Annotated in this window: 19 protein-coding genes and 1 tRNA gene; 5 read left to right on the top strand and 15 right to left on the bottom strand. The window is 61.4% G+C overall.

Annotated features, from left to right (window positions below; all coding sequences use genetic code 11):
- Positions 1 to 68: 68 nt before the first annotated feature.
- The 3 genes from mmsB to chvE form a co-directional block, all read right to left on the bottom strand.
- The gene (mmsB, locus tag JG739_RS31250; RefSeq protein ID WP_244749649.1) at positions 69 to 1,361 is read right to left on the bottom strand and encodes a multiple monosaccharide ABC transporter permease; all 1,293 of its coding nucleotides are present in this window, start codon (positions 1,359 to 1,361) and stop codon (positions 69 to 71) included.
- Positions 1,358 to 2,890: a multiple monosaccharide ABC transporter ATP-binding protein gene (gene mmsA / locus JG739_RS31245; RefSeq protein WP_202364658.1), complete on the bottom strand. Its 1,533-nt coding sequence runs from the start codon at positions 2,888 to 2,890 to the stop codon at positions 1,358 to 1,360. Before mmsA ends, mmsB begins: the two co-directional genes overlap by 4 nt.
- Before the next feature lie 101 nt (positions 2,891 to 2,991).
- Positions 2,992 to 4,056 carry a multiple monosaccharide ABC transporter substrate-binding protein gene (gene chvE / locus JG739_RS31240; RefSeq protein ID WP_202364657.1) on the bottom strand — a complete coding sequence of 355 codons (1,065 nt, stop codon included), beginning with the start codon at positions 4,054 to 4,056 and terminating at the stop codon, positions 2,992 to 2,994.
- 338 nt (positions 4,057 to 4,394) lie between these two features.
- Between chvE and JG739_RS31235 the strand changes: the two genes are divergently transcribed.
- On the top strand, positions 4,395 to 5,384 hold the full coding sequence (locus tag JG739_RS31235) for a LysR family transcriptional regulator (protein WP_202364656.1): 990 nt from the start codon (positions 4,395 to 4,397) through the stop codon (positions 5,382 to 5,384).
- A 215-nt stretch (positions 5,385 to 5,599) separates the two neighbouring features.
- Positions 5,600 to 6,601, top strand: a complete 1,002-nt coding sequence (locus JG739_RS31230) for a L,D-transpeptidase family protein (protein WP_202364655.1) — start codon at positions 5,600 to 5,602, stop codon at positions 6,599 to 6,601.
- A gap of 195 nt (positions 6,602 to 6,796) precedes the next feature.
- Here JG739_RS31230 and JG739_RS31225 read toward each other — a convergent pair whose 3' ends face one another.
- The 8 genes from JG739_RS31225 to JG739_RS31190 form a co-directional block, all read right to left on the bottom strand.
- A complete protein-coding gene (locus JG739_RS31225; protein WP_202364654.1) occupies positions 6,797 to 7,678 on the bottom strand; it encodes a hypothetical protein in 882 nt (293 codons plus the stop codon).
- Positions 7,675 to 7,977, bottom strand: a complete 303-nt coding sequence (locus JG739_RS31220) for a phage holin family protein (RefSeq protein WP_244750002.1) — start codon at positions 7,975 to 7,977, stop codon at positions 7,675 to 7,677. The genes JG739_RS31225 and JG739_RS31220 overlap by 4 nt, the downstream gene beginning before the upstream one ends.
- Before the next feature lie 89 nt (positions 7,978 to 8,066).
- Entirely contained in the window at positions 8,067 to 8,780 is a 714-nt protein-coding gene (locus tag JG739_RS31215; protein ID WP_202364652.1) for a hypothetical protein, read from the bottom strand.
- Between the two features lie 328 nt (positions 8,781 to 9,108).
- Complete coding sequence (locus tag JG739_RS31210) at positions 9,109 to 9,312, bottom strand: hypothetical protein (RefSeq protein WP_202364651.1); 204 nt, start codon at positions 9,310 to 9,312, stop codon at positions 9,109 to 9,111.
- Between the two features lie 138 nt (positions 9,313 to 9,450).
- The gene (locus JG739_RS31205) at positions 9,451 to 10,176 is read right to left on the bottom strand and encodes a Crp/Fnr family transcriptional regulator (RefSeq protein ID WP_202364650.1); all 726 of its coding nucleotides are present in this window, start codon (positions 10,174 to 10,176) and stop codon (positions 9,451 to 9,453) included.
- 153 nt (positions 10,177 to 10,329) lie between these two features.
- Positions 10,330 to 10,578: a DUF3606 domain-containing protein gene (locus JG739_RS31200; protein ID WP_202364649.1), complete on the bottom strand. Its 249-nt coding sequence runs from the start codon at positions 10,576 to 10,578 to the stop codon at positions 10,330 to 10,332.
- A 269-nt stretch (positions 10,579 to 10,847) separates the two neighbouring features.
- Positions 10,848 to 10,921 (bottom strand) — tRNA-Gly (locus JG739_RS31195).
- A gap of 90 nt (positions 10,922 to 11,011) precedes the next feature.
- Positions 11,012 to 12,883 carry an acyltransferase family protein gene (locus tag JG739_RS31190; RefSeq protein WP_202364648.1) on the bottom strand — a complete coding sequence of 624 codons (1,872 nt, stop codon included), beginning with the start codon at positions 12,881 to 12,883 and terminating at the stop codon, positions 11,012 to 11,014.
- Between the two features lie 287 nt (positions 12,884 to 13,170).
- Here JG739_RS31190 and JG739_RS31185 point away from each other — a divergent pair, with 287 nt between their 5' ends.
- Positions 13,171 to 13,434 (top strand): DUF6460 domain-containing protein, encoded by a 264-nt coding sequence (locus JG739_RS31185; protein ID WP_202364647.1) that lies wholly within the window; start codon positions 13,171 to 13,173, stop codon positions 13,432 to 13,434.
- Positions 13,435 to 13,475: 41 nt separating this feature from the next.
- On the opposite strand, the gene JG739_RS31180 is transcribed toward JG739_RS31185, so the two are convergent.
- From JG739_RS31180 to JG739_RS31170, 3 genes are all read right to left on the bottom strand, one after another.
- Entirely contained in the window at positions 13,476 to 14,378 is a 903-nt protein-coding gene (locus tag JG739_RS31180; RefSeq protein ID WP_202367713.1) for a histone deacetylase family protein, read from the bottom strand.
- Between the two features lie 160 nt (positions 14,379 to 14,538).
- Positions 14,539 to 15,615: a quinone-dependent dihydroorotate dehydrogenase gene (locus JG739_RS31175; protein ID WP_202364646.1), complete on the bottom strand. Its 1,077-nt coding sequence runs from the start codon at positions 15,613 to 15,615 to the stop codon at positions 14,539 to 14,541.
- Positions 15,612 to 15,962 carry a DUF952 domain-containing protein gene (locus JG739_RS31170; protein WP_202364645.1) on the bottom strand — a complete coding sequence of 117 codons (351 nt, stop codon included), beginning with the start codon at positions 15,960 to 15,962 and terminating at the stop codon, positions 15,612 to 15,614. The genes JG739_RS31175 and JG739_RS31170 overlap by 4 nt, the downstream gene beginning before the upstream one ends.
- A 168-nt stretch (positions 15,963 to 16,130) precedes the next feature.
- Here JG739_RS31170 and JG739_RS31165 point away from each other — a divergent pair, with 168 nt between their 5' ends.
- Positions 16,131 to 16,568: a hypothetical protein gene (locus JG739_RS31165; RefSeq protein ID WP_202364644.1), complete on the top strand. Its 438-nt coding sequence runs from the start codon at positions 16,131 to 16,133 to the stop codon at positions 16,566 to 16,568.
- A gap of 126 nt (positions 16,569 to 16,694) precedes the next feature.
- Positions 16,695 to 17,354, top strand: coding sequence for a response regulator transcription factor (locus tag JG739_RS31160; RefSeq protein ID WP_192364323.1), 660 nt, complete (start codon positions 16,695 to 16,697; stop codon positions 17,352 to 17,354).
- Positions 17,355 to 17,366: 12 nt separating this feature from the next.
- Here the strand turns inward: JG739_RS31160 and JG739_RS31155 are convergent, their stop codons facing one another.
- Complete coding sequence (locus JG739_RS31155) at positions 17,367 to 20,855, bottom strand: PAS domain-containing hybrid sensor histidine kinase/response regulator (RefSeq protein ID WP_202364643.1); 3,489 nt, start codon at positions 20,853 to 20,855, stop codon at positions 17,367 to 17,369.
- Positions 20,856 to 21,035 lie beyond the last annotated feature (180 nt).

Below are 21,035 nucleotides of genomic sequence, written 5' to 3'. Positions count from 1 at the left end.
TGCCTTTATGCATGCCGTTGTCGCAACACGCTGCAGACGATTGGCGACATGCATGAGTTCCCTCGCCCTCAAGCCTTGTTCTTGTTGTAGACGTCGAAGATCACGGCGCCGAGCAGCACCAGGCCTTTGACCACCTGCTGCCAATCGACATTGACGCCCATGATCGACATGCCGTTGTTCATGACGCCCATGATGAAACCGCCGACCACCGCGCCAACAACCTGACCGACGCCACCCATCGCCGAAGCGCCGCCGATGAACACAGCGGCGATGACGTCGAGCTCGCTGCCGAGGCCGGCCGCCGGCACCGCCTGGCCAAGGCGCGCCGCAATAATCAGCCCGCCGAGCGCCGAGAGCACGCCCATATTGATGAACACCATCAGGGTCAGCCGCTCGGTCTTGATGCCCGATAGCTGCGCCGCCTTGGCATTGCCGCCCATTGCGTAGACGCGGCGGCCGACGGTCATGCGTTTGGTGACGAAGACGAACAGCGCGATCAGCACGCCCATCACCACCAGAACGATCGGCAGACCCCGGTAAGTGGCGAATTGGTAGACCAGAAACAGCGCCAGGGCGCTGGTCACCAGGGTCTTGACGACGAACAGCGTGAAGGGTTCGGCCTGGTAGCCGTGGCGCTCGCGGCTGCGCCGTGCCCTGAGCCCGAAATAAGCATAGGCGACCACGGCGATGATGCCGAGCACGATCGTCGTCATGTGCAGCGTCAGCCCGCTACCGACGATGGTCTTGCCGGCGGCGTTCACGACCGGGGGGATCAGCGTCAATGAGCCGATCACGTCGGGAATGAAGCCGGAACTGAGCGCCTTGAAGCCGACTGGAAGCGGCCCCACGGAAGATCCGCCACCCAGCAGCGCCTGGCAGATGCCGCGGAAGATCAGCATCCCCGCCAGCGTGACGATGAAGCTCGGTATTCGGTGATAGGCAATCCAGTAGCCTTGTGCCGCGCCGATTGCACCGCCGACGATCAGGCAGATGATCGACACCACCAGCGGATTGCTGAAAGGGCCGAGCGGCCAGATGACCATCATCATCGCCGCCAGTGCGCCGATGAAACCGGCGACGGAGCCGACGCTGAGATCGATATGGCCGGAGACGATCACCAGCAGCATACCCAGCGCCATCACGATGATAAAACTGTTCTGCTGCACCAGGTTGCTCAAGTTCACCGGCTTGAACAACGTTCCGGACGTCGTGTACTGGAAGAACACCATGATGGCGATAAGCGCCAGGATCAGACCGTATTCGCGCAGGTTGGTGACCAGCGCCGAGACGGCAACGCGCGGCCCCTGCTGCACATCTTCGGCGACGCCGCTTTTCGGGACGGGAGCGCTTTCGGTGCTCATGATGCTTTTCCTTCTCCGCGAACGATGGCGCGCATGATCTTTTCCTGGCTGGCATCGCTCGCCGCCATTTCGCCGACGATACGCCCTTCGTTCATGACATAGATACGGTCGGTGATGCCGAGCAGTTCGGGCATCTCAGACGAGATGACGATGATCGCCTTACCCTCCGAGGCGAGACGCGCGATGATCGTGTAGATTTCATACTTGGCGCCAACGTCGATGCCGCGCGTCGGCTCGTCGAGGATCAGCACCTCCGGATTGGCGAACAGCCACTTCGACAGCACCACCTTCTGTTGGTTGCCGCCCGATAGATTGCCGGTCATCTGATAAACGCTGGACGAGCGGATGTTGGTCTTGGCCTTGTAGTCGTTGGCGACGGCGAGCTCGCGCATGTCGTCGATCACGTTATGGCGCGACACGCCGGGAAGATTGGCCAGCGTGATGTTGTGCTTGATATGGTCGATCAGGTTGAGACCGTAGGTCTTGCGGTCTTCGGTGACGTAAGCAATGCCGTGTTCCACTGCCTTGCTGACAGAGGAGACATCGATGGGCTTGCCCTTGAGCAGCACCTCGCCGGTGATGTGGCGGCCATAGGAGCGGCCGAACAGGCTCATCGCGAATTCGGTGCGTCCGGCCCCCATCAGCCCGGCGATACCCACCACCTCGCCCTTGCGGACGTCGATATCGATACCCTTGATCACTTGCCGCTCGGCATGGATCGGATGATAGACCGACCAGTTCTTCACCTGGAGCACGACCTCACCGATGTCAGGCTCGCGCGACGGATAACGGTCGTCCAGCGAGCGGCCGACCATCGAGGTGATGATGCGGTCTTCCGAGATGTCCTTCTTCGCCAGCGTCTCGATCGTCCGCCCGTCGCGGATGATCGTGACCTTGTCGGCGACCCGGTTGATTTCGTTGAGCTTGTGCGAGATCAGGATCGAGGTGATGCCCTGGCGCTTGAATTCGAGCAGCAGGTCGAGCAGCGCCTGGCTGTCCTTTTCGGACAGGCTCGCCGTCGGCTCGTCGAGGATCAGCAACTGCACTTCCTTGCTGAGCGCCTTGGCGATCTCGACCAGTTGCTGCTTGCCGACGCCGATATTGGTGATCAGCGTCTTGGGGTCTTCCTTAAGGCCCACCTTCTTGAGCAGAGCGCTGGTGCGCGTCTCGTTGGCGTTCCAGTCGATGATGCCATAGCTGGCGTGTTCGTTGCCGAGGAAGATGTTTTCGGCGATCGACAGCATCGGCACCAGCGCGAGTTCCTGGTGGATGATGACGATGCCGCGGCGCTCGCTGTCGTGGATGCCTTTGAAATGGCACTCATCGCCGCGATAGACGATTTCGCCGTCATAGGTGCCGGCTGGATACACGCCCGACAGCACCTTCATCAGTGTCGACTTGCCGGCGCCATTCTCGCCGACCACGGCGTGGATCTCGCCTTCCTCGACGCTGAGGTTGACATTCGAAAGCGCCTTGACGCCGGGAAACGTCTTGGTGATCTCACGCATCTCCAAAATCGTCGAGGCCATCGGCAATACCACTCCTGCGAGGTCCGGAAAAGAAACCGGGGGTCGTTCACTGAAGAAGCGGGGTCCTGCGTTACGCAGGACCCCGGGTTTTACGTCTGCGGTTACTTCAGCTCTTCGGCCTTGATGTAGCCGGAATCGACCACCAGGGCCTGGTAGTTCGACTTGTCGACATCATGCGGCGTCAGCAGGATCGAGGGGACGACCTTGACGTCGTTGTTGTAGGTCTTGGTGTCGAGGCCTTCCGGCTTGCCGCCCGAGAGCACCTTGTCGACGAGCTCGACCGTCGCCTTGGCGAGTTCGCGGGTGTCCTTGAACACGGTCGAGTACTGCTCGCCGGCGATGATCGCCTTGACCGACGCGGTTTCGGCGTCCTGGCCGGTGACGATTGGCCATGGCTGATCGGCCGTGCCGTAACCAACGGCGCGCAGCGAGGCGATGATGCCGCGCGACAGGCCGTCATATGGCGAGAGCACGCCATCGACGCGGCTGCCATCCGAGTAGTTGGCGGAGAGCAGGTTGTCCATGCGGGCCTGGGCGGTGGCCGCCAGCCAGCGGAGCGTGCCGACCTTGTCCATGCCCATCTGGCCGGACTTCACCACCAGGGTCTTGTCGTCGATCAGCGGCTGCAGAACGGACATGGCGCCGTCGTAGAAGAAGAAGGCGTTGTTGTCGTCGGGCGAGCCGCCGAACAGTTCGACGTTGAACGGACCCTTGTTCTCGGGATAGCCGAGGCCCTTGAGCAGCGATTTCGCCTGGATGACGCCGACGCCGAAATTGTCGAATGTGGTGTAGTAGTCGACATTCGGAGTCTTCTTGATCAGTCGGTCATAGGCGACGACGACGACGCCGGCGTCAGCCGCCTTTTGCAGCGCGTCCGACAAGGTGGTGCCGTCGATCGAGGCGATGATCAGCGCCTTTGGGCCCTTGGTGATTTCGTTTTCCAGCTGGCTGAGCTGATTGGGGATATCGTCCTGCGCATATTGCAGGTCGACAGTGTAGCCCAGAGCCTCGAGCTGGGACTTGACGGCGTCGCCGTCGTTGATCCAGCGCTGCGAGGTCTTGGTCGGCATCAGCACGCCGATAAGGCCTTCGCCTGCCTGCGCCGGGACCGTCATGGCCGCGATGCTAAGGGCCGCGACGGCGGCCAGTGTCTTGATGATCTTCACATTAACTCTCCCTGGTTGATGGACGCGTACCCTGGGTTTCGTGGGCCGCGCGATCGTGCAGGAGCGCCAAAAACGCGCAGCTGCCGCCATATCGATCTCCGGTATCCTCCCAATCGGCCCTGAGACTCTGGTTCCGGTCGATGCGATTTTTCTCGCTGGCGACGGTCAGGTTTCAGGACGCGCAGAGGGTGTGGCGCTTTGCCATAACTGTCAAATGCGATCTTTGGTAGTTGCTATACCAAAACTGATATACTGAAGATGGGCCAAAAGAATTCAAAGTGGCCAAAAGATCGGGCCGGGATTGCCGGCCGGCCACCAGCGAGGAGCAAACCGATATCATGGCGGCGCTACGGGATCCTGACGGACTTTCAGAGGGTTACGGGGAACGTCACGGCAGGAGTGAGACCTTGCTGCGCAGCGGCCTCAGTCTGCGCCATATGCGCATGATCGCAGCCCTCGACGACCATGGCCGGGTCAGCGCGGCAGCCCAACTCATGAACATCTCCCAGCCCGCCGCCTCGCGCATGATCGCCGAGATGGAGGCGGTGCTCGACGTCAAGCTGTGCGAGAGGCTGCCGCGCGGCATCACGCTGACGCCCTATGGCAAGGCGTTGGCGAGGCGCGCGCGATCGATCCTGCTCGAGATGCGTGAAGTCGACCGCGAGATATCCGAGCTCAAGGCGGGCAAGGGCGGCTCGGTGTTCCTGGGCGCGGTGACGGCCCCTGCAATCGAACTCGCCGTGCCGGCGATCCGCGAAATCCGGCGCATCTATCCGCGTATCGAGATCACCATGCAGGTCGAGACCTCCAATGTGCTGGCGCGCGAGCTGATCGCCACACGTCACGATTTCATCATCGCGCGCATCCCCGAGGACCTCAATCCGCGGCTGTTCGAGGCCCGCGTCATCGGCGTCGAGAAAGCCTGCCTCATTGTGCGCCGCGGCCACCCGCTGGCCAAGGGCAAGGCGGTGCGGCTGGAGGAGACTGCCGCCTATGACTGGGTTTTCCAGTCGGGCGGCTCGCCGCTGCGCCAGGCGATGGAGAGCAATTTCCTGAACCGCAACATCGCGCTGCCGGACCGCATCCTCAACACCAGCTCGCTGCTGCTCACCCTGGTTATGGTCGCGCAGTCGGACGCCATCGCGCCGGTGTCGATCCAGGTGGCGAAATTCATCCAGAACCCCGAGGGGCTGGCCGGCGCCATCGACGTCGTCCAGACCGAATTCGACATCGAGGTCAGGCCTTACAGTCTGATCACCGTAAAAAATCGCGTGCTGTCGCCGGCGGCCAAGATGCTGCACGACTTCATTTTGCGAGAAGTGGGCTGACGGCGTTAAATCAAGCGCTTCATTGCCAATCCATTGCCCGGCTATCGCAGCTGCGGCTCCCCGACCATGTCGCTTCAACCCCATATCGCTTCAATCCCATGTCGCTTCAATCAGAATATCGCTTCAATCAGAATATCGCTCGAACGAAGGAACCACACGGGGCCGTGCCGCGTCATAGAAGCGGGCTCCTGTTGCCGGGCCCAGGAACGCTATCGATGATCAGGCTTCTCCTCGTCTTCGCCGCGATGCTTGCCCTCGCATGCGGCGGGGCGCGTTCGGCCAAGCTGGACCTGGCGACCGTCAATCAGGCCCAATTCACCGCCGGCGAACCGAAGGAGGTCGATCCGACGCTGCTCAAGGCGCAGATTCTTTTGGATCGCGCCCGCTTCTCGCCGGGGCTGATCGACGGTCGCCTTTCAGAGAATTTTGCCAAGGCAGTCGGCGCCTTTCAGCAGGCGAACGGACTTCGGTCCGATGGCAAGCTCACTGCGGAGACCTGGAGCAAGCTCACGGCAACCTCCGCCGCCCCGGTACTGGTGACCTATGAGGTGACGCGCAAGGATTTGCGCGGACCTTTCACCAGGCGTATTCCGGCTCGCATGGAGAGGATGGCCCGTCTGCGGCGGCTCGCCTATCGCAGCGCGAGGGAGAAGCTGGCAGAGCGCTTCCATGTCAGCGAGCAGTTGCTCAGGATGCTCAATCCGGGTGTCGGGCTCAGGCCCGGCAAGACCTTGATCGTGCCTGATGTTGGCCGCGGCGATCCTCCCGCGGCCGTTGCCGGCATTGAGGTCGACAAGGGCACTCGCCTGGTGCGCGTGCTCGACCCTTCCGGCAAATGGCTGGCAGTCTACCCCGCCTCGATCGGCAGCGATGAAAACCCGGCGCCAAGCGGCAGCGCGCAGGTCAAGCGCGTGGTGAGAAATCCGACCTATCACTACGATCCGGATTTCGCCTTCAAGGGAGTCAAGACCAAGCGTCCCTTCACCATCGCTGCCGGGCCGAACAATCCGGTGGGATCGGTGTGGATCGATCTCTCCATCGAAAGCTACGGCATCCACGGAACGCCCGATCCTGGCAAGATCGGCACGACCTTCTCGCATGGCTGCATCCGGCTGACCAATTGGGATGTCGAAGATCTCGGCTCCATGGTGCAGCCGGGCACGAAAGTCGAGTTCAAGGACGAGATCGCCGGCGCCGTCGACAAGCTTGCCCCGTAGCAAACTACGTAGCAAAGCCGACTGGCCAGCCACCTGCTCTCGCAAGGCGTGCGCCGGAGACCTTCGCCGCGTTCCAAATATGCGCTTCGCCAGAGGGCCGCTACTTCAACAAAACCACATCCGCAATCACTTCCGATGCGACGGCGCGATGCCGGATGACGTCCTATGGACCCGGCCTTCAGGCCGGTGGCGATGCTACGAGATGGTGGAAGACTCGTCCGACGACCCCGGCAAACGATCGCGAATGGCCTCCTCGGTTCGCTTTGCCGTCGATTCGACAACTTTGCCGACCTTGCCTGCTAGCGTGTCGGCATCTCGACCCGAGCCTTGCCGATCGGCCTCTTCCTTGACCGTTTCATAGGCTTCGGCGGCAACTTGCTTTGCTTGCTCCAGGCCCGTATCGAAAACCTCCTCCGCACTGTCGCGAATTTTGTCGCGGTAGGCGCCAAGTTGCTCATCCTCTGTGGCTGTGTGGGGCAGCATCACCCCGATGGCAGTGCCCAGCGCGAGGCCGACTGCGGCGATAGCCAGCGGTTCGCGCTCGAACAGGTCCTGTGCCGATTGGCGCGTCCGAGCCGCTATTTCGCTGGCGCTTGAGCCGAGCTGGCCGGCGGTGTTTGTCATCCTCTCCTTGGCGCCCGTTGCGGCGTTTGCCGCAGCTTCGGCCGCGCCGCTTGCTGCCGATGTGACCGAACCGGCGGTATCCGAGAGCATAGCCCCGATTCCGGACGCTTCGCTGCCCTGGCTTAAATCATCGCTGCGCCGGTCGGAGAACGCGTCAGGAGCCGTGCCTGTCCGATAGTCAGCGGCAGCCGAATTGGTTGCCGACGGGCCGTTGCCGAGCATCAGCCAGGCCAGGCCGGCTCCAATCAACGTGAGCGGCAACGGGTTGTCCCTGACTTGCGACTTGAGGTTGCCAAGCATGGCGGACCCCTCGCCGCCTGCAAACATTCCGGTAAATTCGTCGATCAATTGACCCGGTGTCATCTTGCTGCGGATCGAATCGGCGGTGTCTGCTACTTTGGCCCGGGCGATGTCGGCATCGCGTTCAAGCTCGGCTGCGGATTTGTCGCTCATCTCATTTGATCCTTGATCACGCGTGCATCGCGCTTCAGTTGGTCTTGTGTGCGATCGGGCGTCAGCTCGGAAGGAGCCATGCTTTTCGTGCCAGAGCGCAAGAGAATGATCCCCAGTGCCGCGACGACGATCCCGACCAGCAGCGAGGACCATCCCGCTCCCAGGCCGGCACTCGCCAGCGCGATTACGAGTGCTTGCAAAAGCACCATCAAGGCCGCGAGAAGGCATATGGCGCCGGCCAGAACCTCGGCGGCGCCTGAGCCGGCCTTGCTGATTTTTTCCGACATTTCGGCCCGCAACAGCCTGCTTTCGGTTTGGAGCAGGTTTGCGACCTGCTGTGCCAGATCGCTGACGAGGGTTGCGAGGCCGCGACTTTCCTGGTTGTTGGTCAAGGCTTCCGCTCCAGGCTTTCGCCGGCCCAATCGCCACCGGCCGATTTTCCACCGGCCAAGGCATCGCCGGCCCTGTCGTCTCTGGGCTGATTGTCGTCTCTGGGCTGATTGTCTTCTCTGGGCTGATTGAAGCGGGGCGGCGTCGTGTCAGGTGCCTCTGCCGATCGCGTGGCGGACTTATCCGAGTTCGAAATCGTGCCGGAAGGCCGTCCCGATCGACGCTGTGCTTCGGCGCGGGCAGATGGCGGCGAGCTCTTGATAAACCGGCCCAGCGCCAAGCCTGCCAATACTGAGCCGGCTATCAGTGCCCCTGAGTTTTCGCGGCCGAACGACCGCATCTCGCCAAGAACGTCTTCGAACGGTTTGTTCTTCAACGAAGATGAAAGGCGTTCAAGCGAGCCGGCGGCATCGAGGGTGAACTTCGAAGCAGTCCGTTGATCATTATTGGCCAGATGCTCGCTTGCTGCTCGCAAGGCTCCGCTAAAGGCCTTTAGGTTGGAACTGATATCGCGCTGTGTTCCCTCGGCCTTGTCGAATAACGCCTGCTTCGCTTCAGCAGCGTAGTCGCCCGCCTTCCTGGCGAGTTCGTCGCGAGCGTCGTGTAGCGCCTCTGTCGCGGTCTGCGTTTCCTGCTGGAACCGTTCTGACAGTTCACTTCTGGCTGTTTCGAAATCGGCCGGCTTACGGCCCTGATCGTCTTGGCCCTGCATGGTATCTCCTAATGGAACCCGAGGAAGGAGAGGATCGCAAGCACGACGACGACAAGACCGATGAGATAAATGACATTGTTCATGGCGGCAATCTCCTCCATTGCCTAACGAACTTGCCGGGGGCAAACATGTTCCATCACTTCAAGCTAAAATAGCAATCGCTAACCAATCGCGAGGTCGGCTGAAGTCTCAGGGAACTTCGCCCGCGCCGTGAGCCAAGAAGCGGAGACCTAGGCCGACATGCGGAGCCTGGTCCGCGCCTCGGTCCACCGGACCTCAAAGGCTAATGGTCGGGCTAGTAGCAGGCTAGTATAACGACGCGCCACGTCTAGCTCTCATTAAGATCAAAGCTCACCGGAAGGTTGTAGTCTATTGCACGATTGGCAATCATGTTCGCCAGGTCGGAATCAGAGACCGAACATGCCGGAACAATCTGTTTGAGCGCCTTAACGGCGAGCCCCGTCGATATGAAACTATGGCGACGCCTCCGACTATTTACATAATGTTCGATGAGATTTTCGAGGTCACGCATGTGCAATCCTTCTTTGATGTCAACTGAGCCAATTGAACCCAGCTGTAATCGATCCGGAGCGAGGGCTCATTCACATTGTTTACTTGACGAGAAATTTTGATGCCGCATCAGCGCGCCGACGCGCCTGGCCGCGGGCGGTCACCGTGGCTCATGGAAGAGATTTAGGTAAGTCGCATCAAAGTCGGCCAGCAAGGCCAAGCGCTGGAAATCAACGATAACAATCCTCCGGTCTTTCCAGATAACCAGGTCCTTCGCTCGAAGTTCCTGCAGCGTCCGATTCACGTGAACTACGGACAGACCAAGCACGTCGCCCATTTCCGCTTGCGTCAGTGGAATAGCGAACGTCTGGTCAGAGGCCAATCCGACTATCTCTAACCGGACATACAACTCGCAAATTATATGTGCGAGATGCTGTTTGGCGGAGCGACGCCCGAGGCAGGTTATCCAAGTCCTTTGGATCGAGGCGTCGATAGTCGTCGAAAGCCAGAGCATCCGCGTGAGATGTGGGCTTCCACCCATTGCTTTAAGCAGGTCTTTGTGTCGAATAAAAACGACATCGCACAAACCCAGGGCGCTCACGCTGTGATCCATCACTTTTAGCAGCAAACTATGCAGATCGACAAAGTCTCCCGGCACGTGAATTGCCGTTATTTGGCGCTTTCCTTCCCGAATAGCCTGGTTTCGAACTGCGAACCCATTCGCGACAAGGCAGCTTTCGGTGGGACGGGAACCCTCCCTGACGATCTCCTCATCGGGTCCGAAAGTTACCGGCCGAACCGGAAGAGCATCAATGAGCGCGATCTCGTCTGGCGGCAGGGTGTCGCGGCGGTCGAGCATGCGAACCAAGAGGTCTTTGCCGAACATCGTGGTTCCTTTTCAGCAGATCAGGCATCGAGTTCCAGCGGCTCGCGCCACTTGACGTACCGCAGGTCCCGAGCATCTACGACCTGGCCGCCTGTCGGACACAGATAGAAATGGTCGCTCAAAATTCGACTTCTTCGCTATGTCGCTTGCCGGTCAGGGGCGGCCCTGGTTGTGAAAGGTTCGGTCGTCGTTTGAGACCCGTTCTTGTGTGGTCACGGCGTTTCCGAGCTTCCGAGCCTCCCGATACAGGGTCTCGCGATCAGTGCCGTGTTTGCCAAAAAGCTCGCGGATCTGCGGTATTGAGAGGCCGAACTTGGTAGCGAAATAGCGGAACTCATAGTCTTGGTCGCGCGCGACGCGGTTTCCGTCACCGGAACCTTTATTGCTCTTGTCGTCGGCCATTTTGGTTCCTCCCTGGCTGGCCTTCAGATCAAACGCAACGCGGATCAGCGTCTTTTGTTGCTGCCTCTTATTAGAATCACGTTATGTTCCATTCAGCTGATATATGCCGCCCACCTAGACCCGATCATGTGGTCCGTGAGGTGCGGCGCTGGCGGGCAGAACTTCGTTGCGCAGATGATGCCTTCCTTGGTGGCCAGGCCGATCCAAGGTGACGAACGGATTCCACCGATCGCAGCTCATCGTCAACCTCAATCACTTTCTGGGGAAGCTGGAGCGGGTAGCGGGAATCGAACCCGCGCGTTCAGCTTGGGAAGCTGACAGGCTACCATTACATCATACCCGCGCAGCAGCCTCGTTACCACGCAAGCCGGCGGTCGGGCAATGGTTGAGCGTGCACTCGCCCCTGCACTCGTGCCTGCAAGCTGCCCGACTGTCACTGCGTCTTGGCAAGGGCATCGTCTGTGGCAAAGGCCGGCCAGTATTTCGAAATCGCCAGCGTGGCGCCGATTGAAGAGAAATGGCCATAGTCGAAATAAAGAAACTGGCCCGCCTCGGCGTAGGAGCAGCGTCCGGCGCTACAGAGGAAATTCAGCGGATCGATGAAGGTGGCGCCCTTGGTAAATGCGCGCACACGGTTGTTGATGTCGGGATCCATGGCCATTGGCCACGATGTATCATCGAGATTTTCGCGCTTTGCGAAGAACGCGATTTTCCGAACGTCGGTTATGAACTGTGGAGACTGGCCGATGACAAACACACGCACACCCAGGCCACGAAGCGTATCGATCGTTTGCTGGAGACCGTCGAAATTTCTTGCCTCATAATCGGTCCACCGACCGCTGAGCACAACCGTCTTGATGCCGGCGTCCTGGATGATCTTCAGGGCCTGCTGATTGAACCGCATGCAATCTGGGCGGCCATAGGAGAAGTAGGACAGAATCGGTGGGCAGCCCGCGTAGGTGTATTCCACGATGTTGGCCCGGAGTTGATTTATGTTGGCGTCCAGGCCTGGAACATAGTGGGCGGCGAACGAGTCACCCCACAACAAAACGGTTGTGGGGAAGCCGCGTGTGCGCGTGCAATCCTCGATATTCCAGTTTTCGATCTGGCTGAAGCCCTCGTTGAAACAGGTGCCATTGCCCCAGTCCCCGACAGGAATCCGCTGTTGGACATAGTCTGGAAAGCGTTGCGGAAAGCCGTTGCCGAGCGCCCCGGCCGCCCCGCCAAGGCAAAGAACAGCGATTGCGCCCGCTGAAAAGGCGAAGATAGGCGCTGGCGCGGTGAAGCTCCTTTTCTGCCGAAACGGCTGCTCGACGTACTTCCAGGAAAACGCAGCCAGCGCGAAGCTTGCCACCGTCAACGCAACGGTCATCGACGGATCGAACTCTTCCAGTGAGAGATAGTGCGCGAACGCATTGATCGGCCAGTGGACAAGATACAGCGAATACGAGATCAGGCCGATCCAGACCAGCGGCCGGACTTCCAGTATGCGGCTGGCGATCGTCGAGGGGCTATTTTGGCCGACATAGATAAGGAGGGCCGTTCCGAGGCAAGGATACAAAGCGTTGTAGCCCGGGAACGGGTCGCTCTCCGAGATCGCAAAGAACCCGATGGCAAGAAGGCCAAATCCGGCCAACCCGAGCAGTTCCATAAGAAACCGGCTGCTCAGCGGCGGGGGGCGTTTCAGCATAAGCACGGCGCCCAGCATGAGCTCCCAGATCCGTGTCGGCAGCAGGTAGAATCCCGCGCTTGGCGCCAGCCACGTCGCCATGACCGCCAGCACGAAGCTACCGAGGATGATCGGCAGGAGTATCGTCAGCCAGCGTTTGGCAAAATAGCGATAGATCAGGAACATCAGGATCGGGGCAAAGATATAGTATTGCTCCTCGACCGAAAGCGACCATGTGTGCAACAGCGGTCGGAGCTCGGCATCGATCGAGAAGTAATTTGACGTCTTCCAAAAATAGATGTTCGACCAGAAAGTCGAGGCCGCTATGACGCTCAGACTGAATTCATGCAGATCCGACGGCAGAAGAATGAACAATGCGGCAATGCAGGTAAGAAGCGTCACAAAGATCAGCGCCGGCAGGATGCGCCGGGCGCGGCGCCAGTAGAAGGCGACGATCGAAAACTGGCCGCGTTCAAGGTCGTCCAGAAGGCTTCCGGTGATCAGGTAACCAGATATGACGAAGAAGATATCGACGCCGGTAAAGCCGCCTGGAATTGCCGAGATTCCGAAATGAAAGAGTACAACCGGCAGGACCGCAACGGCCCGAAGACCATCGATATCGCGCCTGTACTTCATTCAAAAAATCCTGTGTTCGCAGGTCACGGCGAGACAGCGCAGTCCGTCCATCACCGTGCGATACGAGTGGGTCTGGCAGATCGATATCAACGGGTCGCCCTCAGTCGCCTAATTTTGCTGCACTGCAACATCGGTGTCAAGGCTGGCGATCAGACAATCCGGCTAACCCGGCTGTCCGGGCAACTGGGTGAGCGACCGCCTTGATGCCGGGCGGCCAAGTGCGTATTTCTGGGGCTGTGCCCGAATCGAGGCAATCGAATCGGGGCAACCGAATCTGGAGACACGCATTGTCCGCACTGACGCGCTTTCTCGGCGACACGCCGCTCCGGGTGCTCCTGAAGCTGCTGGTGGTATCGTTCCTCGTCGGCCTTGTCATGAACGCTTTCGGCTGGTCGCCGATGGATGTGCTCTACGGCATCCGCAATGTCTTCGTCGATCTCTGGAACCTGGGCTTCCGCGCTATTGACCGTTTCCTCGGCTATATCCTGCTGGGCGCGGCAATCGTCATTCCGGCCTTCATCCTGCTCAGGATCGCCAACTACCGAAAGTAGAACATGACCCTGAGCCGAAGGTCGGCGTAGCAAAAAAGCCGTCAGGCGAAGCCTGACGCCGTTTCGAACAGGATGGCATGGCGCGCCGCCAGAGCCGCCACGTCAGTCGAATAGCCGCCGCCGATAACGCCGCAGACCGGGATGTTGAGCGCGCGGAAATGACGGATCACCATGTCGTCGCGCGCGCGCAGCCCCACGTTCGACAGCGACAACCTGCCTAGCCGGTCCTCGGCATGAACGTCGACCCCGGCATTGTAAAAAACGATGTCCCAGCGCGCCTTAGCGGTGAGTTCCGGCAGGATGCCGCCCAACCTTTCGAGATAGGCCGCGTCGCCGATGCCGTCGGGCAGGGCGATGTCGAGGTCGGAAGCGATCTTGCGAGTCGGATAGTTGCGGTCGCCATGCATGGAAAAGGTGAAAACGCGCCGTTCATCGCCCAGAATGTCGGCCGTGCCGTCGCCCTGATGCACGTCGAGATCGACGATCAAGATATTGCCGGCGGCTGCTTCGGCAAGCAGCACCAGTGAAGCCACGGCAACATCGTTGAAGGTGCAGAAGCCGGCGCCTTGCGCGCGCCGGGCATGATGGCTGCCGCCGGCGGTATTGCAGGCGATGCCGTTCAGCAACGCCAGCCGCGCTGCCAGCACGGTGCCACCCGTTGCGAGCTGCGCCCTCAGCGAGACGCGCGGGCCTATCGGAAAGCCGATCTCGCGTTCGATTTTTTCGGGCACTTCGCAGGCCAGCACCTGGTCGACATAGCCGGCGGCATGGGCAAGCTTCAGCCAAGATGCCGGCGCCGGCTCGGGCATGTTGAGCGCGGCGTGGCCGGCCAGTCCGCGCGCGCCCAAGGCTTCCATCAGCAGCTTGTATTTGCTCATCGGGAAGCGATGGTTGACGGCAAAACCGGCGTCGTAGTCGGGATGATGAACGATCTGCAGGGGCATGAGCGGCAGCTGCGCCAGGCGGGTTTTCGGTTGGCCGTGGTTGGACGACTGGGACGAGGCGTCCGGAAACTGGGCCACATCGGCTGTTCGATCAAGCCGCAATGAGGGAGCGGATCCTGGATCAGGTGTCGAAAACGACCCGCGGCAGGTCCTTCTCGGGTTAAAGCGGCCTGGATGCCCATCGGTCGAGGCTGGTATCGCGCAACTCGCGCAGTGATTTGAGCCGTTGCATGTCTGCGAACCGGACCATACCGGCAAGAATGCGGCCCGGCAGTGCAGGCCCGGCATAGATCATGCCGGTGTAGAGCTGGACGAGATCGGCGCCGGCGCGGATCTTTTCAAGTGCCGTCTCCGCGGAATCGACGCCGCCGACGCCGATGATGGCGGGGTCCGGGCCAAGCAGTTTGCGCATCTTGGCCAGCACGATGGTCGAGCGCTCGAATAGCGGTTTTCCCGAAAGCCCGCCGGTCTCGCCGGCGACACCGGCGCTGCGCAGCCGCGGCCGCGCGATGGTGGTGTTGGAGACGATGACGCCGTCTATTGCTTTCTCTGCAACCTCGGCGGCGATATCCTCCAGCTCGGCCTCGACCAGGTCCGGCGCGATCTTCAGAAAGACGGGCGGCTGCGCGGCCGCTGCCGCACGTGCGGCCATGACGCGCGACAGCAACTCGCCAAGCTGTTCACGCGCCTGCATGTTGCGCAGGCCCGGCGTGTTCGGCGAGGAGATGTTGACCGTCAGGTAGCTGGCGTAGGGCGCGAACCTGGCAACGCCGCGTTCATAGTCACTGACGCGGTCGGTGCTGTCCTTGTTGGCGCCGATATTGACGCCGATGATGCCGGCGCGGCCCTTGCGGGCGGCAAGCCGTTGTTCGGCGGCCGCGTGACCCTCATTGTTGAAGCCCAGCCGATTGATCACCGCCTCGTCCGATGTCAGCCGGAAGATGCGCGGCTTCGGGTTGCCGGCCTGCGGCAGCGGCGTGATCGTGCCGATCTCGGCAAAGCCGAAGCCGAGGCCAAGCAGCGCATCGGGAACCTCGGCGTTCTTGTCGTAGCCGGCGGCCATGCCGAGCGGATTGGGGAAATCGATGCCGCAGACGCTGACTTTCAGCCTGTCGTCGCGCACGGCTCTCCCGCCTGTCGGCAGCCCGCATTTCAGCGCCGCGATCGACAGGCCGTGGGCGGCTTCCGGGTCGAATGCGAACAGGAACCTCTGGCCGAGCCGGTCGAGCACGCTCATTCGGCCTCCAGCGTCGGGAATTGATGCAGGCCATCGGTGCCGAGCGGCAATGGTCGTACCCAGACGACGGCGTTGAGGTCGAGCGGGCCGTAAAGATGCGGGAACAGCGCACCACCGCGCGAGACCTCGTATTTCAGCGCATCACCGAGCTCAGCGCCATCGACGGCGACCAGCAGCAGCCCGGTCTGGCCGGCAAAGTGTTTGGCCGCCGTTTCCCTGGCCTGGCCGGCGGTGGAAAAATGAATGAAGCCGTCGGCGACATCGATCAGCGCGCCGGTGAAGCTGCCATTTCTTTCGGCCTCGCGCCACAGCGGTTCAGGTACTATCTTGTAGATAAGCTGAGACATGGTTGCGCTATAGTCCGAACCAATCGTACGGGGAAGAGGCAAACAGGTTCCGGAAAAGTGTCACACGGTTTTCCGACAGGAACCTGCGTCAGGGTAAAGGCCAGGGTTCTTCCCCATTTCCGGCGCAAACATGCGATAAATTGCACTTACTGGCCTATGGAGGACAATATGCGTCCGCAGCACGTCTTGATTCCCGCAGCACTCGTCTCGCTCGTCGCGGCATCAGCATTTTCCGAGGAAGCCGACCGCTACCGGCTGGAAAAGTCGGCTACCGGCTATGTCCGCATGGACACGCAGACCGGTGCGATGTCGATCTGCGAGGAGCGTTCCGGCCAGCTCGTCTGCAAGATGGCGGCCGATGAACGCGCCGCCTTCCAGGACGAGATCGACCGGCTGCAAAATTCCGTGAAGGCGCTCGACCAGCGCGTCGTCAAGCTCGAGAACTCGCTTGCCGCCCGCTTTGAGTCGACATTGCCCAGCGAGGAGGATTTCAACAAGACGATGAGCTACATGGAGCGCTTCCTGCGCGGCTTCATCGGCATCGTCAAGGACATGGAAAAGGACAGCGGCGAGGATCCCGCAAAGCCCAATCCGCAAAAAACCTGAGCACCGTTCACCGGGGAAACCCGGCACATAGCCTTTGCCGCTTGAAAACGGCTGGTATCGCCGCATAATCGTTCGACTGATCCCGTAAGAAGCAGACAATCATCAATGGGATTCGGGGAGGGACTTGTGCCGTCGGGCTACACTTTCGTCATCGCTGACGATCATCCGCTTTTTCGCGGTGCGCTGAGAGAGGCGCTTGCCGGCATCGGCAACGTCGCCGGCATTCATGAGGCCGGCGATTTCGAAAGCGCCAAGGCGCTGGTCGTGGCCAATGAGGACGTCGATCTGGTACTGCTCGACCTGTCGATGCCGGGCGCGAGCGGCCTTTCCGGCCTGATCTCGCTGCGCGGCATCCATCCGACGGTGCCGCTGGTGGTGGTGTCGGCACATGACGACCCGGTGACTATCCGGCGCGCGCTCGACCTCGGCGCTTCGGGTTTCATCTCCAAATCGGCCAGCATGGAGGAGATCCGCAGTGCCGTGCAGTCGGTGCTTGCCGGCGACATCGCTGCGCCTACGGGCATCGATCTCGGCGTCGAGCGCGATCCCGAGATATCCGATCTGATCAAGCGGCTGCAGACGCTGACGCCGCAGCAGACGCGCGTGCTCGGCATGCTGGCCGAAGGGCTGCTCAACAAGCAGATCGCCTACGAACTCGGCGTCTCCGAGGCGACGATCAAGGCGCATGTCTCGGCCATCCTGCAGAAGCTCGGCGTCGACAGCCGCACCCAGGCGGTGATCCTGCTGTCGAAGATCGGCAGCGATCCACTGCAGGCGACGGGATGACCCCTTCCGGCTCTACTCTGCCGCCGACACCAGCGGCCTGACCCTCGCCATCATCGAGCGCAGCACCGCTGGTTTGAGCGGCTTGTTGATCACCGGCACGTCGAGCCTGCCGGCGCTGGCGCGCACCTCGCTCGATCGGTCGGCGGTGACCAGCACGGCCGGCATGTCCTGGCCGTGGATGGCGCGCAGTTTGGCGATCGCGTCAAGGCCGGTCTCGCCGTCGAGATGGTAGTCGGCAAGCACGATGTCGGGTCGACGCATTCCGGATCGCTCGAGATCCCTCGAGCCGGCAAGCGTGTCGACGCTGCAGCCCCAGCCTTCGAGCAGCAGTCGCATGCCGTCGAGGATACGGGCATCGTTGTCGATGCAGAGCACGCGAAGCCCGGCAAGCGAAGCAGCAGTGCGGACCGGCGCTTTCGCCGTGACCACGCGCCGTGGCTCCTGCGCTGCCGCGACCGGCAGGATGACGGAAAAGCGCGTGCCTTTGCCCGGGCTTGAAAAGATCCGGATTTCGAGGCGCAAGACGCGAGCGATGCGGTCGACGATGGAGAGGCCGAGGCCGAGGCCTTCGGCTTCGCGTGCGCCCTCATCGAGCCGGGTGAATTCGTGAAAAACCGTGTTCAGCTTGTCGCCGGCAATGCCGATGCCGGTATCGATCACCTGGATCTCGGCCAGTTCGCCGCGCCGCCGCACTCCGACCAGGACGCGGCCGCGGCGCGTGTATTTGATGGCGTTGGACACCAGGTTCTGGATCAGGCGGCGTAGCAGATTGCGATCCGTCATCACGCTGAGTGACGAGGGCATGATCGTCAGGCCGAGTTTCCTCTCGGCGGCAAGCGGCTGGAAGTCGTTGCCGATCTGCCGCAGCAACTCGTCCAGGCTGAAGACGGTGTCGTCCGGTTTCATCGCTCCGGCATCGAGGCGGGAGATGTCGAGCACCGCGCCGAGAATGGTCTCGACCGATTCCAGCGAAGATTCGATGTTGTTAGCGGCCTTGCCGGTCGGGCCCTTGCCGGCTTTCTCGATCAGCGACGAGCAATAGAGGCGGGCGGCGTTCAGGGGCTGCAGGATATCGTGGCCGGCGGCGGCAAGGAACCGCGTCTTGCCGAGATTGGCCTCCTCGGCCAGCATCTGCGCCTGTGCCAGTTCCTCGTTGACGCGGGTCAGTTCGACGGTGCGGTCCTTGACGCGTTGTTCCAACGATTCATTGGCGCGCTTGAGCGCCAGATCCTGCTCGACGCGTCCTGAGATGTCGGCATAGGTGGCAACGATGCCGCCATCAGGCATTGGGTTGGAGCGCAATTCCAGGATGCGGCCGCTGGTCTTCAGCTCCATCTGCCAGGGGCTGACGAAACTGGTGAGGCGGTTGAGCATTGCCACCCGCTGGTCGGCCGGAATGTCGCCGCGCTCGGCAAGGTGGCGCAGGATGCGGTCGAGCGAGACGCCGACCTGGCCCATCTCGTCGGGCAGGTCGAACAGCGCCCGATACTGGCGATTCCAGCAGATCAGCCGGAAATCCCTGTCGAAGACGGTGATGCCCTGTTCCATCTGGTCGAGCGCGATCTGCAGCAGGTCGCGATTGTGCTGCAGCGCCTCGGTGGCGTCGTCGAGCAGGCGGAAGGCATCTTTGGATTCGCGGTCGTTGCGGCGTAGCAGCAGCGACAGGATCAGCCGCGCCGAGGAGGAGCCGACGGCACTCGCCAGAAGCTGCTCGGAGAAGCGGATGACGTCCATGCTGGCTTGTTCGTTGCCGTGCAGCGAGGAACCGCTGCTCTCTTCAAACGACTGGAAGGACCGCTCGGTGCGTTCGACGCCAAGATAGCGCGCGATGGTGTCCTTAAGGTCGTTGACGGTGACGGTGGTGCGGAAGCGGCGCAGGCTCGGCATCGGGCTCGCCTCGCGCGGCACGAAAATCGACGCCTGGATACGCTCCAGCGGCACCGACGCGCGCGACAGCGAGCCTAACACGAAGAATAGCGTGTTGACTGACAGGCTCCACAGGACACCGTGGTTCAGCGGCTCGGCGACGGTGCCGAACAGCGCTTGCGGCCGCAATGCTTCGAAACCGAAAAGGCCGTGGACGACGATGCCGGTATCGGACGCGGCGAGCGAAGGAAGCAGCAGCGTATAGCTCCAGACGACGATGCCGGCGACCATGCCGAGTGCCGCCCCCCTGCCGTTGGCGCCGCGCCAGATCAATCCGCCGATCAAGGCCGGCGCGAACTGCGCGATAGCGGCGAACGACATCAGGCCGATCGAGGAGAGCCGCGCGCTGTCGGTGCTCTCGCGATAGTAGAGGAAGGCGATGAACAGCATGATGAAGATCGCCGCCCGTCGCACGTTGAGGATGAGCGCTGACCAGTCCTCGTTCTCCGATGTCGTGGTCTTGAGCAGGCGACGCACAAACAGCGGAATGACGAGGTCGTTGGAGATCATGATCGACAGCGCGACGCTTTCGACGATCACCATTGCGGTCGCGGCCGATAGGCCGCCGACAAATGCCGCCATGGCCAACACATCGTGACCGCTGAGCAGCGGCAGCGACAGGACGTAGAGGTCGCTGCTGGTTCTGGTGCCGACCAGCGCCAGGCCGGCGAGCGCGATCGGCAGCACGAAAAGATTGATCGCCACCAGATAGAACGGAAACACCCATGTCGCAGTGCGCAGCTCGGCCTCGCTGCGGTTCTCGACGATGGTGACGTAGAACTGGCGCGGCAGCATGATGATGGCGAAACCGCTCAAACATGTCAGCACCAGCCAGGTGGCGAGCGAGGTGCTGTAGCCCATCGCTTGCTGAACTTGCGAATTCTGGGCGAGCTTGTCGACCATATCGCCCGGGCCGCCGAAGATCAGGAACGTCACCATCAGGCCGATCGCCAGGAAGGCGGCGAGCTTGACCACGGATTCGACCGCTACCGCCAGCACCAGCCCATCCTGGTGTTCGGTGGCGTCGGCATGGCGCGTGCCGAACAGCACCGCAAACAGCGCAAGCAGCATGGCGACGACCAGCGAGATGTCGCTGACGAAAGGATCGAAGGAAGGCGGCGAGCCGGTATAATGCTCGACCATCATGCTGACTGAGCCGGAAATCGCCTTCAACTGCAGCGCCATGTAAGGCACCACGCCGATCGTCGCGATCAGCGTGGCGATCGCCGCTACGGCAAAACTCTTGCCGTAGCGGGCGCCGAGGAAGTCGGCGATCGAAGTGATCTTCTCTGTCTTGGCCAGCCTGACGATGCGCCGAAGCAGCGGAAAGCCGAACACGAACACCAGCACCGGGCCGATATAGATGCCTAGGAATTCGAGGCCGCGCTCGGAGGAAAGGCCGACCGAACCGAAGAAGGTCCAGGAGGTGCAGTAGATCGCCAGGCTGAGCGCATAGATGAAGGGCCGGGCCCGGTCAGGCCCGGATGTCGTCGAGCGTTGGTCGCCGAGGCTGGCGATGACGAACAGCAACGTCACGTAGGCGATCGCGATGATGACGATGAACCAGCCCTGCACGGCCCGATAATCCTCCCTTGCCGGTTTTCGGATCCGGCCTGCTGAGACGCAATCACAGCTTGGCGATCAAGTCCATCGCGGCTTTCGCCGCAGGATGGCTGCGGCTTCGGGAAATTTTGGCCGGAACCGGTCTTTTGTCGATGCTGCAACCGCAGGTTTTTGCTATTGTGCCAGTGGGGG

It is taken from the genome of Mesorhizobium sp. L-2-11 (genome assembly GCF_016756595.1).
Classification (GTDB): Bacteria; Pseudomonadota; Alphaproteobacteria; order Rhizobiales; family Rhizobiaceae; genus Mesorhizobium.
The sequence above is the reverse complement of the archived record's forward strand: the minus strand, read 5'-3'. Positions and strand labels throughout refer to the sequence as shown.